The sequence below is a fragment of the Nonomuraea sp. NPDC050540 genome (assembly GCF_044457485.1).
Classification (GTDB): Bacteria; Actinomycetota; Actinomycetes; order Streptosporangiales; family Streptosporangiaceae; genus Nonomuraea.
The window spans coordinates 288,699-302,335 of sequence record NZ_JBITHA010000005.1; the positions used below are offsets into that span (position 1 = coordinate 288,699).

Below are 13,637 nucleotides of genomic sequence, written 5' to 3' on the forward strand. Positions count from 1 at the left end.
GCGCGCCATCCCGCTCCCTGGCTCGCGCTCACGGACCCCAGGCTCCGCGCTACCTGGTCGCGCGTCTCAGCCCACGGTCCGTGGGCCCCGGTCCGTCCGCCCGCGGTTGGTCAGCTCGCGGTCTGTCGAACGTGGGTAGGTCGGACCATGGGAGGTCGGACCGGGGTGGGTGGCCCAACGGTGGGCCGGTGGGGTGGGGAGCGAGTCAGGCGACGGTGGCGACGATGAGGTCGTCGACCACGTCCGCGAGGTCGTGGTCGCGCCGGTGGACGCTTCGCTGGCGTACCGCGCCGGAGCCGCGGCGCATCAGCCGGTCCAGGCCCTCCTCGATGAACGGGAGGTCGCCGGCATCGCCGACCGCCCGCCGTACGTGACGGAGGAGACGGCGCGCCATCTCCGGCGCCGGCACCAGTTCGCCCGCCCGCAGGTCGAGACAGGCCCCTTCAAGCCCGTCGCGCGCCGCACGCCAGTACGCGGCGCGCATCACCTCGGCGCCGATCGGCAGCCCGCGATCACCCCGCGCCACATCGCCCAGCGCCGTGACCACCAGCCCCCGGATCAGTCCGATGATCGTGAGGCTGTCGTTGGCGTCGAGCGGCACGTCGGCGACGCGTACCTCGATGGTGGGCAGGGTGGAGGACGGGCGGGCGTCCCAGTAGAGGGTCTTGGCGTCCATGAGCGCGCCCGACTCTGACAGCGCGCCGACCGCCCGCTCATAGTCCGCAAAGCTCGCAAAGTACGGCGGAGCCCCCGAAACCGGCCACCGACTCCAGCTGATCACCCGCCAGGAGGCGTAGCCGGTGTCCCGGCCGACGAAGAACGGGGAGTTGGCCGCGAGCGCGATGAGCGTGGGCAGCCAGGGCCGCAGGTGGTTGCCGACGTAAACGGCAAGCTCCTCGTCGGGCACGTCCACATGCACGTGGAGGGCGCAGATGCACAGTTCGTCCTGGAGAGCCCGGTAGCGCACCTGCCCGTTCTCGTACCGTGGATCGTCGGAGAGCGGAAGCGGCCCCGGCCGGCCCAGGACCGGCATCGCGCTGGCGACCAGCGCCAGCCCGCATTCCTGCGCCGCCTTCGCCACCTCCGTGCGGGCGGCGCGCAGTCTCGCCCCCAACTCGGAGAGGTCGCCCGACGGCGCGGTACGGGCTTCGATCTGGAACTGGCTGATCTCCTGGGTGATGTCCTCACCCATCACGTTCGTCGCTGCGGCCAGAACATCCGCCGCCCGGGGTGCCACATGTCGTGTGTGGGGATCGACGATTAGGTACTCCTCCTCGATCCCGATGAGGGGAGTCACGAGTGGTTTATACCCATTTCAACCCTTACGGCAACGTCACCATCGTGAGCCCGTCCCCACCACCCTCTGACCAGCCCCAACCCCGCACCGAACCTGCCCACTCAACCGCAAGCCAGGCACCCCAAGCCCCGAGCCAAACGCCACCCCAATCCAAGCCCCGCGACACCCCCGCCCTCCCCGCCGCGCCCGCGTTCCCCCCGCCCGCAGTCCCCCGCCCTCCCCGCAGCGCCCGCGTTCCCCCCGCCCGCAGTCCCGCGCCCGCAGTCCCGCGCCCGCCGCGCCGCGCCCGCAGTCCCGCGCCCGCCGCGCCCGCCGCGCCGCGCCCGCAGTCCTGCGCCCGCCGCGCCCGCAGCCCCACGCTCGCAGCCCCGCGTCCCGTGTCTGCGTCCCAAGAACGGGCTATGCGCGCACCCGGCCAAGAACCGCCTCCGGGTCACAGCCACACACGCCTCCAAACCAGCAACTGTTCCTCCCGGGCCCCGGCCCCAGCACACAGACGCAGCGACTACTGGGGACCGCAGTGAGGCCGAGAGCGCCCGCGAACCCAACCTCGAAGGCGACGGCGACCGCCGCCACCCGCGCCGGGGTGGAAACCGCCGCCCCCGTGCCGGGGTGGAAACCTGCCGCCCCCGTGCCGAGGATGGAAGCCGCCCTCTGCCGGAGGTGGAAGCCGCCGCCCCGGTCAGGCGCGCAGGCGCAACCCTCGTGGAGTCGGGTGGAATCCGGCGGACTCCAAGGCCGCGGCCAGCGGCGAGTCGTTGATGTGGCCGCCGTCGGCCCGCTCCACCGTCAGCTTGCCCAGCGCCCCATCCCGCACCGCCAGAGCCAGCGCGTCCACGGCGGGCTGCAGGCGCGTGTCGTCGGCGAAGGAGAGCAGCGTCTTGCCGCCCCTCTCCACGTAGAGCGCCAGGTGCCCGTCCACCAGCACCACCAGGGCGCCCGCCTTCCGGCCTGGCTTGTGGCTGCCGGGATGCGCGGGCCAGGGGAGGGCGGCGCCGTAGGGGCTGGCGGGGTCGGCGGCGGCCAGAACCACGGCTCGCCGGGCCCGCTCGGCTTCGGAACCGCGGCGCGACTCCGGGTGCGGGCCGGGGTGGGGGTCCGGGCGTGGCTCGGGTTCCGCGGACATCGCGCGCATGCGGTCGACCGCGCCGGGCAGGGCGAACTGGGCGCCGCCCAGCCCCTCCACGAAGTAGCCGCGGCGACAGCGCCCGCTCTCCTCGTACGCCCGCAGCACCTGGTAGACAGGCGTGAACCCACCGGGCAGGCGCTCCGAGGTGACCGCGCCCCTGGTGACGACGCCGTGGCGTTCGAGCATGACCTCGGCCTGCGCCTGCGCGCGCTGGGCCGGCTGGTCGGCGGGGGCGGGCAGCAGCCACCAGCGGCCGGCGACCGTGGGCGGCCCGGTACGGCTGGGCAGTACGGCCCGCCGCCGCCGGTTCGTCGCCGGCCGGTGCGCCGGTCGGCCGGTGCCCAGGGCGGCGCGCATCGGCGCCAGCGTGTCGCCGGACACCCGACCCGCCCACACCAGGTCCCACAGGGCAGCGGCCAGCGCCCCGTCGTCCAGCGAGCCCATCTGGTCGGACAACCCGCGGAAGAACAACGCGCCACCCCCGCCGAGCGCGCCGAGGATCTGCTCGTGCAGCGGCGTCAGGGTGATCTCGGCGGGTTCCGGCATGAGCAGGGGAGCCGTGTCGGCGAAGTAGAGGGAGATCCAGCCGTCGCCGCCGGGCAGCGAACCCTGGCCTGACCAGATGACCTCGCCGGCCGCCGTCAGCTCGTCGAGCAGCGCGGGCGAGTAGCCGGGGACGCGGGCGGGGAGCACGAGCGTCTCCAGGGCCGAGGCCGGGACCGCCGCCCCCTGCAGCTGGTCGAGCGCGCCGACCAGGGCGTCCATGGCCCGCGCCGCGCCACCGTCGCGCGCGGCGCCGGAGCCGGGCCCAGAGGCGGGCCCGGAGCCGGAGGCGGGGGAGGTGATGCCGTGCCAGGCGGGCAGGAACCGGGCCAGCGTCTCCGGGGAGACCGGTTCGACCTCCTTGCGCAGCCGGGCCAGCGACCTGCGGCGCAGCATCCGCAGCACACCGGAGTCGCACCACTCCTCGCCCCGGCCGCCGGGACGGAACTCGCCGCTGACCACCCGCCCGGTCGTGGCCAGCCGCCGCAGCGCGTCGGTGACCACGGCGACGCCGAGGCCGAAGCGGGCGGCAGCCGTACCGGAATGGAAGGGGCCGCGGGTGCGGGCGTGTCTGGCCACGAGGTCGGCCAGGGGGTCGGCGACCGGCTCGAGGAAGACGTGCGGGACGCCGACGGGCAGCGGCGCGCCGAGCGCGTCGCGCACGCGGGCGGCGTCCTCGATCGCGACCCACTGCTCCTCGCCGGCGATCCGCACCGAGAGGGCGCGGCGGGCGCTCTCGAGCCCGGCCAGCCAGGCGGGGTCGCCGCCGCGCACGCTGACGTCGGCCGCGAGCAGCGGACCGTGGGAACGCAGCAGGTCGGCGAGGTCCTCCTGGTCGCGCAGCGGCCGGTCGAGCCGGGCCAGCTCCCGCTCGGTGTCGGCGATCACGTCGGGGTCGAGCAGTTCGCGCAGGTCGGCCTGGCCGAGCAGTTCGGCCAGCAGGGAGGTGTCGAGGGCCAGCGCCTGGGCGCGGCGCTCGGCCAGCGGGGCGTCGCCTTCGTACATGAAGGCGCCGATGTAGTGGAAGAGCAGCGAGGCCGCGAACGGCGAGGCCTGCGAGGTCTCCACCTCCACCACCCGCACCTTTCTGGCGGCGATGTCGCGCATGAGCGCCACCAGGCCGGGCACGTCGAAGACATCCTGCAGGCACTCGCGCATGGTCTCCAGCACGATCGGGAACGAGGCGTACTGGCTGGCCACGCCGAGCAGATGGGCGGCGCGCTGGCGCTGCTGCCACAACGGGCTGCGCCGGCCGGGCACCCGCCTGGGCAGCAGCAGCGCCCGGCCCGCGCACTCGCGAAAACGCGCGGCGAACAGCGCGGAACCGCCCAGCTCCTCGGTGACGAGCTGCTCGATCTCCTCGGCGTCGAAGGCGGCCACGTCGGTGGGCGGTTCGGCCAGCGTGTCGGGGATGCGCAGCACGATGCCGTCGTCGGAGTGGACCGCCTGCACGTCGACGCCGTAGCGCTCGCGCAGCCGCCGGTTGATCGCCAGCGCCCAGGGGGCGTGCACACGCGCGCCGTAGGGGGAGTGGATCACCACGCGCCAGTCGCCCAGCTCGTCGTGGAAGCGCTCGACCAGCAGCGTGCGGTCGTCGGGGACGTAGCCGGTGGCCTCGCGCTGCTCGGCCAGGTAGGCCAGCAGATTCGCCGAGGCGAACGCGTCGAGCCCGGCCGCGCGCATCCGCTCCTCCTCCGGCTTGCGCAGGAACTCGCCGATGGCCCTGCCCAGCTCGGCGGGACGGCCGGCGGTGTCGCCGTGCCAGAACGGCAGCTTGCCGGGCTGGCCGGGCGCGGGCGAGACCAGCACGCGGTCGGCGGTGATGTCCTCGATCCGCCAGGAGGTCGCACCCAGCACGAACACGTCGCCGACGCGCGACTCGTAGACCATCTCCTCGTCCAGCTCGCCCACCCGCGAGGCCTTCTCGCCGACGAGGAAGACGCCGAACAGGCCGCGGTCGGGGATCGTGCCGCCGTTGGTGACGGCCAGCCGCTGCGCGCCGGGCCGCCCCTGCAGGGTGCCGGTCACGCGGTCCCACACGACGCGCGGACGCAGCTCGGCGAACTCCTCGCTCGGGTAGCGGCCGGCGAGCATGTCGAGCGTCGCCTCCAGTGCCGTCCGGGGGAGGGTGGAGTACGGCGCGGCCCGCCGTACCAGAGCTTCGAGCTCGTCGACCGTCCACTCGTCGAGCGCGGTCATCGCCACGATCTGCTGGGCCAGCACGTCGAGCGGGTTGCGCGGATAGCGCAGCTCCTCGATCTGGCCCGCCTTCATGCGCTCGGCCACGACGGCGGTCTGCACCAGATCGCCGCGGTACTTCGGGAAGATGACGCCCCTGGAGACCGCGCCCACCTGGTGCCCGGCGCGGCCGATGCGCTGCAGCCCGCTGGCCACGCTCGGCGGCGCCTCCACGCAGGCGACCAGGTCGACGGCGCCCATGTCGATGCCCAGCTCCAGGCTGGAAGTGGCGACCACGGCGGGCAACCGGCCGGACTTGAGCGCCTCCTCGATCTGGGCGCGCTCCTCCTTGGAGACCGAGCCGTGGTGGGCGCGGACGATCTCGGGTATCGCGCCCCTGCTCGCCCCTGCCTGCGCCATCATCTGCGCGGGCATGTCGAAACCGGTCATGTCCAGCGCCTCGGGGCCCTGCTCGCGCTCGTAGGCCAGCTCGTTGAGGCGGGTGCACAGGCGCTCGGCCAGCCGCCGCGAGTTGGCGAAGACGATCGTGGAGCTGTGGGCCTCGATCAGGTCGAACAGCTTGTCCTCGACATGCGGCCAGATCGAGCGGTTGACCGGCTCGGCGAAGTCGTCCTGCGGCTCGCCGGGGCGTGTCTCCATCTCCGTCATGTCCTCGACGGGGACGACGACCTCGACCTCGATCCGCTTGTCGGACGGCGGCTGGACCACCGCGGCAGGGCGGGCGCCGCCCAGGAACGCGGCCACCTCGCTCACCGGCCGCACGGTCGCCGACAGCCCGATGCGCTGGGCGGGCCGCTCCAGCAGGGCGTCGAGGCGTTCGAGGCTGAGCGCCAGGTGCGCGCCGCGCTTGGTCGCCGCCACCGCGTGCACCTCGTCGACGATCACCGTCTCGACGCCGCGCAGCGCCTCGCGCGCCTGGCTGGTCAGCAGCAGGAACAGCGACTCAGGCGTGGTGATGAGGATGTCGGAGGGCTTGGTGGCGAACCTGCGCCGTTCGTCGGCGGGCGTGTCGCCCGACCTGATCGACACGGAGATCTCCGGCACCGGCAGGCCCAGCCGCCGCGCCGTCTGCTTCATGCCCGCCAGTGGAGCGCGCAGGTTGCGCTCGACGTCGACGGCCAGCGCCTTGAGCGGCGAGACGTAGAGCACCTTGGTGCCCTTGGCCTCCTGCGCGCGCGTGGCCAGGCGGTCGAGCGACCACAGGAAGGCGGCGAGCGTCTTGCCCGACCCGGTGGGCGCCACGACGAGCGTGTTGTCGCCGCGGGCGATGGACGCCCACGCCCCCTCCTGGGCGGCGGTGGGCGCGACGAAGGCGCCGGTGAACCATTGGCTGGTCAGCGGGCTGAAATGGGCAAGCGAGCTCACGTGCACATGATGCCTCGCCGCACCGACAGAAAACTCATTGCCGCCGCTCGGGGTGGTTGAGTGACGTCCGAACGGACATACACCGACTGTGACCACCGACCACGCGGCCATCGACGCGCAACGGGACCGGCTGAGGGAGAAGTACCTCTTACCGCACCGGCCGTCCAGCAGCGCCCGCGGCCTGCACCACTTCGCGCTCATCTCCTCGGACGTGGAGCGAACGATCCGCTTCTACCAGGAGCTTCTGGAGTTCCCGCTCACGGAGATCTTCGAGAACCGCGACTACCGCGGCTCGAACCACTTCTTCTTCGACATCGGCAACGGGAACCTGCTGGCCTTCTTCGACTTCCCCGGCCTTGACCTCGGACCGTACCAGGAAGTGCTCGGCGGTCTGCACCACATCGCGATCTCCGTCGACCCCGCGACGTGGGACCGGCTGCGCGGGAAGCTGGAGATGGCCGGCGTGCCGCACCAGATCGAGAGCGGCGCCTCCATTTACTTCAAGGACCCCGACGGCGCCAGACTGGAGCTGCTCGCCGACCATCTCGGTGAGATGTACGGCTCTCGGGTGATGTGACGGTCAGCGCCGCGACGCCCGCCGGGTGCGCGGCCGGCCTGTGCGGGGTTCGCGCCGGATTCCCGCGTGCCGCTCGGATCGATCCGCTTTCTCCTGCTGTACGGCGGAGCGAAGTAAGACGAGCAGATGGCGGCGCTTAGCGCGAAGGGCTCTCTTCCTGGGGGATGTGGGGGGTCTGGGGGATGAAGACTTGGAGGCCTTTGGCATGCGGGTGTCTTACCCATGCCTCAGCTCGTCGATACTTGGTGCATGCGCCTGACCGAATTCTGGAGAAGGATGCGCGTGCACTTCGGTGACGTGTACGCCGACTCATGGGCCCACGACTACGTGCTGGCCCCGCTCGGCGGCCGCACGGTCGTGCAGGCGCTCGCCGACGGCGAGAGCGTCAAGTCCGTCTGGCGGGCGGTCTGCCAGGTCGAGAGCGTCTCACCCAAGCTCCACTGACAGCGTGTCCCTGAGCGACCTGGCGGTCTGATCCAGATCGTCGGCGCTGCCCTGCCCGCCGGGCGACCACAGGAACATCCAGCCCCGGTGCGCGGGCGTGGCGAAGATGATGGTCTGCTTGCCGCTGCGCGGATGCCAGGCCCACAGGACCGGATCGTCGCCGCCGACCATGCGACCCACCAGCCCGTGCGCGGGCAGCAGCTCGGCCAGAGCCTCCAGATGGGTGCGCCGTTCCCCGGTGTACGTGCTCGCCACGTCGCCGCCCTTCGACCGTTGTCCTCAGGATCTCCCCAGCTCACGGGGCCTGGCAACAGGGCTGGCGCAATGCCCGGGAATGTCCTATCGGTTCAGGCACGTGACACCCACGCGTCGCCGGACGGACACTGGCGGCGAGGAGGGTGCAACCATGACAAGCATCGACAGGCGCCGCTTCTTACGCACCGCGGCGATCGGCGCGGCCGCCGGCGGACCGCTCGCCGCGCTCTCCGCGCGCACGGCCGACGCCACGACGATGGTGAAACACCCGTTCAGCGTCGACTACGGCCCGCTCCGTCCCGTACGCGACCGCACGACCGGCCTCGAACTGCTCAAACTGCCGGAAGGCTTCTCCTACGTCTCCCACGGCTGGACCGGCGACCGCATGACCGACGGCCGCCCCACCCCCGCCCTGCACGACGGAATGGCCGCCTTCCGCCCGCGATGGGGTTTCCGGTACGGCGGGGCGCACGCCACCGTCCTGGTCCGCAACCACGAGGTCGGCGACCTGACCGGCGCCTATCTGTCCCCCAACTACGACCCCCAGGCCGGCGGCGGCACCACCAACCTCGCCTTCGACACCCGCAGGGGCGCCTTCCTGGCGTCGTGGGCCTCGCTGTCGGGAACCGTGCGCAACTGCGCCGGCGGACCCACTCCGTGGGGGAGCTGGCTGTCGTGCGAGGAGACCACGCTGGTCAACGGGGAGGTGCGGCACGGGTACATCTTCGAGGTGCCGCATGACGGGGTGTCGGACGCGGTGCCGTACAAGGCGATGGGGCGTTTCTCGCACGAGGCCGTCGCGGTGGACCCCGCGACCGGGTACGTGTACGAGACGGAGGACGCGACTCCCAGCGGGCTCTACCGCTTCCGCCCGCGCGTACGCGGCAAGCTGGGCAAGGGCGGCAAACTGGAGATGCTGACCATCGGCGACGGCCCCTACACGACCTACGCCGACGGGACGGGGACGGTCTATCCGGAGATCGGGTGGGTCGGCATCGACGAGCCTGACCCGGGGCCCGGCGAGACCTCCGTGGTGGAGCAGGGGATCGCCAAGGGCGGCGCCTCCTTCCGCAGGCTCGAAGGCGCCTGGTACCACCATCGCAAGATCTACATCGTCAGCACCAGCGGCGGGCCCGCGGGCCAGGGGCAGGTGTTCGAGTACGACCTGCGGCGCGACAAGATGCGCGTGCTGTTCGCCTCGCCGGACGCCTCGGTGCTGAACAACCCGGACAACATCTGTGTGAGCCCCCGCGGCGGGATCGTGCTGTGCGAGGACGGGAGCGGCGCGGAGTATCTGCACGGGCTCACCACGGACGGCGAGATCTTCCCGTTCGCGGAGAACGCGGTGGTGATCCCGGAGGGCGGCGTGCCCGGCAAGAGCGTCCCGGCCGGGGACTACCGGGGCTCCGAGTGGTGCGGATCGGTCTTCGACCCCAGCGGGAAGTGGCTTTTCGCCAACATCCAGACGCCGGGGATCACCTTCGCCATCACCGGTCCTTGGCGACGTGGTTCGTTGTAGCGTGTTCCGGAGTTGATCGAACAGTCGTTCGGCTACTATGAAACACGCCGGACCGCGACTTCGTGGCGACGGCGGGAAATTGTCGGTGGCAGCCCGTAGCTTTCACTCGACCGACCGACCACGACCCTTCAGGGGAGTTCCCATGGCTATCAACGACCGCGAGAAGGCCCTTGAGACTGCCCTCGCGCAAATCGAGCGGCAGTTCGGCAAGGGCTCCGTCATGCGCCTCGGTGACGACGCCCGCGCGCCGATCGAGGTGATCCCGACGGGGTCGATCGCGCTCGACGTGGCCCTCGGCATCGGCGGGCTCCCCCGAGGCAGGATCGTCGAGGTCTACGGGCCGGAGTCCTCGGGTAAGACGACGGTCGCCCTGCACGCCGTGGCCAACGCCCAGCGCGCGGGCGGCATCGCCGCCTTCATCGACGCCGAGCACGCCCTCGACCCCGAGTACGCCAAGAAGCTCGGCGTCGACACCGACGCGCTCCTGGTCTCCCAGCCCGACACCGGCGAGCAGGCGCTTGAGATCGCCGACATGCTGATCAGGTCGGGCGCCGTCGACATCATCGTCATCGACTCGGTCGCCGCCCTGGTGCCCAAGGCGGAGATCGAGGGCGAGATGGGCGACAGCCACGTGGGCCTGCAGGCCCGCCTGATGTCCCAGGCGCTGCGCAAGGTCGCCGGCGCCCTCAGCAACACCGGCACCACCGCCATCTTCATCAACCAGCTGCGCGAGAAGATCGGCGTCATGTTCGGCTCGCCCGAGACCACGACCGGCGGCAAGGCGCTGAAGTTCTACGCCTCTGTCCGCCTCGACATCCGCCGCATCGAGACCCTGAAGGACGGCACGGAGGCGGTCGGCAACCGTACCCGGGTCAAGGTCGTGAAGAACAAGATGGCCCCGCCGTTCCGCGTGGCCGACTTCGACATCCTGTACGGCGTGGGCGTCTCGCGCGAGGGCGGCCTGATCGACATGGGTGTGGAGAACGGCTTCGTCCGCAAGTCCGGCGCCTGGTACACCTACGAGGGCGAGCAGCTTGGCCAGGGCAAGGAAAACGCGCGCAACTTCCTGAAGAACCACCCCGACATGGCCAACGAGCTCGAGAAGAAGATCAAGGACAAGCTGGGCGTCGGCCCGCGCCTGGACGCCCCGGCCGAGGCCGCCGCTCCGCCGGCCGCCGCTCCGCCGGCCACGGCGCCCGCCGCCCCCACGGGCCGCGCCAAGGCCGCGGCCGCGCCGAAGCCCGGTGACGTCTGATCGGTCGGCACGTGAGCGACGACGACCCGGCACGGGCGCCTCACCCCAACGACTGGGGCGCCTGGCCGGACGGTCCCGCACGGGGCCGCGGCAAGGGCTCCGCCCGTCGCGGCAAGCCCGCGGACGGCTGGCCGGCTTCGCTGGACGAGGTACGCGCCACCCGGCAGCCTCCGGCCCCGCCCGCCGGGCCGGAGCCCGGGGCCTTCGACGAACCCCTCGGTGGTCCGGCTCCCTGGACCAGCTGGGGAGCTGCCGACGCACCGGCCGGGCCCGAGGCGGGCACGGCGGGGGAAGACCGGGGGCTCTTCGCCGAGCCCGCGGGGGAGCCTGATCGAGGGGGGAAGCGGGGATCGCGGCGTGGCGGCCGGCCGGGGCGGGGGGCCAAGGGCTCCAGAGGCTCCGGACGTGGTGGCCGGCGACGGTCCGAGGACGGTTCGGGCGGCGGGTGGCTGCCGGACGGACCGGACGAGGGCAGTGGAGCGGCCGCCGGGCCACCGGCCAATCCCGAGGCGGTGGCGCGGGCCGTCTGCCTGCGGATGCTCACGCTGGCGCCCAAGACCCGGGCACAACTGGCCGAGGCGTTGCGCAAGCGGGAGATACCGAAGGAGGCGGCCGATGCCGTGCTCGACCGGTTCACCGAGCTCGGGCTGATCAACGACGAGGCGTTCGCGGAGGCCTGGGTCGACTCCCGGCACCATGGCCGCGGCTTGGCCCGGCGTGCTCTGGCCGCGGAGCTTCGCCATCGTGGCGTCGACAACGACACGGTCAAGGACGCGGTAGAACGCCTTGACTCCGACCAGGAGGCGGAGACCGCCCGCCGGCTGGTGGATCGCAAGCTGTCCTCCACCCGGGGGCTCGACCCTCAGGTCCGTACGCGGCGGCTCGCGGGGATGCTGGCGCGCAAGGGGTACTCGGGCGGGCTGGCGTTCCGGGTGATCCGGGAGGCGTTGGAGCAGGAGGGCGTGGAGATCGAGGATGACTTCTCCTAGCGGCTGCCGGCACCCGAAGGCTGCCGGGTTGGGACATTGGGGGTCTTTGGGGTGTTGGGCCGGATAACTGTCTGAATTGGTATGTAGTGGTCGGTAGGACACGCTTGATGATGCGTTTGCTTGCTCGTGACTTGTTCGACGCATAACCTCGACGGCAGTGAGGAGTTACTCCGCGCAGCGCGGATTGCCATACCGGTGAACGACGTACGAGCGAGCTCGATTGACCGAGACAGGCGAGGTGTTGGCCGCATGGGCCGACGCCCGGTCGGTCTTGGCTTGATATCGGTCCATACGCCGATCGGGCTGTCCGTGCCGCGCACGTGACCCCTCCCGTTTTTCAGTCCGCGTTTTGAAAGTCTTGTGACGCGAGGAGGGCGGGGAGCGCATGGATCCGCTGGTCGTGGTGTTGCTGGTGGCTGTGCTCCTGTTGGTGTTCGTGACGATGGCGACACTGGTGATAGTGCTGCGGCGCACGTCCGGGCACGTTCCAGGCACGGCGAAGCCGTCCCCCGAGCAGGAGGCCGCCGTCCACGAGGAACTGGAGCGGGCACACCTGGAGGCCGGGGAGATCCGCGCGAAGGCGGAGACCGACGCCGAGGACATTCTGCGCAGGTCGGAGCAGGCGGCGGCGAGCGCGACGCAGATGCGGCGGGAGGTCGAAGAGGAGAGCCGGATCCTGAAGACCGAGCTCAAAGAGCTGCGCACCGACCTCGAACGCCGGGAAGGCCGGCTGGCCGAGCGCGAGCAGCGGCTCGACGAGGAGGCGCGGCGCCAGAGCGAACGCGACCGCAAGCTGGCCGAGACCGAGACGGAGCTGGCCGGGCGGCGCGAGGAACTGCTGCAGGTCGAGGACGAGCGCCGGGCCATTCTGGAGCGGGTGTCCGGGCTGAGCGCGGATCAGGCCAAGTCCGAGCTGGTCAAGGAGATCGAGAACCAGGCCAAGCGCGAGGCGGCGCTGATCATCCGCGACATCGAGGGCACCGCCCGCAAGGAGGGCGAGAAGCGGGCTACCAAGATCGTGACGCTGGCCGTCCAGCGGGTGGCGGCCGAGCAGACGGCCGAGTCGGTCGTCAGCGTGCTGCACCTGCCGGGCGATGAGATGAAGGGCCGCATCATCGGCCGCGAGGGACGCAACATCCGCGCGTTCGAATCCACGACCGGTGTGAACCTCATCATTGACGACACCCCGGAAGCGGTGCTGCTGTCGTGTTTTGACCCGGTACGTCGGGAAACGGCGAGGCTCACCCTCGAAAAGCTCGTGCTCGACGGGCGTATCCACCCGCAACGCATCGAAGAGGCACACGACCGCAGCCGCCAGGAGGTCGCCGACCTGTGCGCGCGGGCCGGTGAAGACGCCCTGGTAGAGCTGGGCATCACGGACATGCACCCCGAACTCACCCTGCTGCTCGGCCAGCTCCGCTACCGCACCTCCTACGGACAGAACGTCCTGAAGCACCTCATCGAGTCCGCGCACATCGCCGGCATCATGGCCGCCGAGCTCAAGATGGACCAGGCGCTCATGAAGCGCTGCGCTCTGCTGCACGACATCGGCAAAGCCCTGACACACGAGGTGGAAGGCTCCCACGCGCTGATCGGCGCGGAGATCGCCCGGCGCTACGGCGAGGACGAGGACGTGGTGCACGCCATCGAGGCCCACCACAACGAGGTCGAGGTCCGGACCGTCGAGGCCGTACTGACGCAGGCCGCCGACGCCATCTCCGGCAGCCGCCCGGGCGCGCGCCGCGAGTCGCTGGAGGCCTACGTCAAGCGGCTGGAGCGGCTGGAGGAGATCGCCCAGTCGTACGACGGCGTGGACAAGGTGTTCGCGATGCAGGCCGGGCGCGAGATCCGCGTGATGGTGAAGCCGGACGCGATCGACGACATCCAGGCCCAGGTGATCGCCCGCGACGTGGCCAAACAGGTCGAAGAAGAACTCACCTACCCGGGCCAGATCCGCATCACCGTCGTCCGCGAATCCCGCGCCACCGAGTTCGCTCGCTGACGGCGCCCTCCGCGAAACCTCCACGCCCCTCAGAAGCAGGGCAAGTCCTCTTGTTTGTTACGG

General features: G+C 71.6%; 9 protein-coding genes. 6 read left to right on the forward strand and 3 right to left on the reverse strand.

Annotated features, from left to right (window positions below):
• Window positions 1-205: 205 nt before the first annotated feature.
• Both ACIBI5_RS19280 and ACIBI5_RS19285 read right to left on the reverse strand, forming a co-directional pair.
• Entirely contained in the window at window positions 206-1,297 is a 1,092-nt protein-coding gene (locus tag ACIBI5_RS19280) for a glutamate--cysteine ligase (RefSeq protein ID WP_397248473.1), read from the reverse strand.
• A 682-nt stretch (window positions 1,298-1,979) separates the two neighbouring features.
• The gene (locus ACIBI5_RS19285; RefSeq protein WP_397248475.1) at window positions 1,980-6,533 is read right to left on the reverse strand and encodes an ATP-dependent helicase; all 4,554 of its coding nucleotides are present in this window, start codon (window positions 6,531-6,533) and stop codon (window positions 1,980-1,982) included.
• Window positions 6,534-6,621: 88 nt separating this feature from the next.
• Here ACIBI5_RS19285 and ACIBI5_RS19290 point away from each other — a divergent pair, with 88 nt between their 5' ends.
• Together ACIBI5_RS19290 and ACIBI5_RS19295 are read left to right on the forward strand one after the other, a co-directional pair.
• Window positions 6,622-7,110: a VOC family protein gene (locus ACIBI5_RS19290; protein WP_379611423.1), complete on the forward strand. Its 489-nt coding sequence runs from the start codon at window positions 6,622-6,624 to the stop codon at window positions 7,108-7,110.
• Between the two features lie 249 nt (window positions 7,111-7,359).
• A complete protein-coding gene (locus ACIBI5_RS19295) occupies window positions 7,360-7,554 on the forward strand; it encodes a DUF3046 domain-containing protein (RefSeq protein WP_184966738.1) in 195 nt (64 codons plus the stop codon).
• Here the strand turns inward: ACIBI5_RS19295 and ACIBI5_RS19300 are convergent.
• Window positions 7,537-7,809, reverse strand: coding sequence for a hypothetical protein (locus ACIBI5_RS19300; RefSeq protein WP_184966736.1), 273 nt, complete (start codon window positions 7,807-7,809; stop codon window positions 7,537-7,539). The two genes, ACIBI5_RS19295 and ACIBI5_RS19300, sit on opposite strands and share 18 nt — an antisense overlap.
• Window positions 7,810-7,960: 151 nt before the next feature.
• Here ACIBI5_RS19300 and ACIBI5_RS19305 point away from each other — a divergent pair, with 151 nt between their 5' ends.
• The 4 genes from ACIBI5_RS19305 (at window position 7,961) to rny (ending at window position 13,574) form a co-directional block, all read left to right on the forward strand.
• Window positions 7,961-9,328: a PhoX family protein gene (locus ACIBI5_RS19305; RefSeq protein ID WP_397248477.1), complete on the forward strand. Its 1,368-nt coding sequence runs from the start codon at window positions 7,961-7,963 to the stop codon at window positions 9,326-9,328.
• Window positions 9,329-9,470: 142 nt separating this feature from the next.
• Window positions 9,471-10,583: a recombinase RecA gene (gene recA / locus ACIBI5_RS19310; protein WP_397248479.1), complete on the forward strand. Its 1,113-nt coding sequence runs from the start codon at window positions 9,471-9,473 to the stop codon at window positions 10,581-10,583.
• An 11-nt stretch (window positions 10,584-10,594) separates the two neighbouring features.
• Entirely contained in the window at window positions 10,595-11,572 is a 978-nt protein-coding gene (gene recX / locus ACIBI5_RS19315) for a recombination regulator RecX (protein WP_397248481.1), read from the forward strand.
• Window positions 11,573-11,957: 385 nt separating this feature from the next.
• On the forward strand, window positions 11,958-13,574 hold the full coding sequence (rny, locus tag ACIBI5_RS19320; RefSeq protein WP_397248483.1) for a ribonuclease Y: 1,617 nt from the start codon (window positions 11,958-11,960) through the stop codon (window positions 13,572-13,574).
• Window positions 13,575-13,637: the final 63 nt, after the last annotated feature.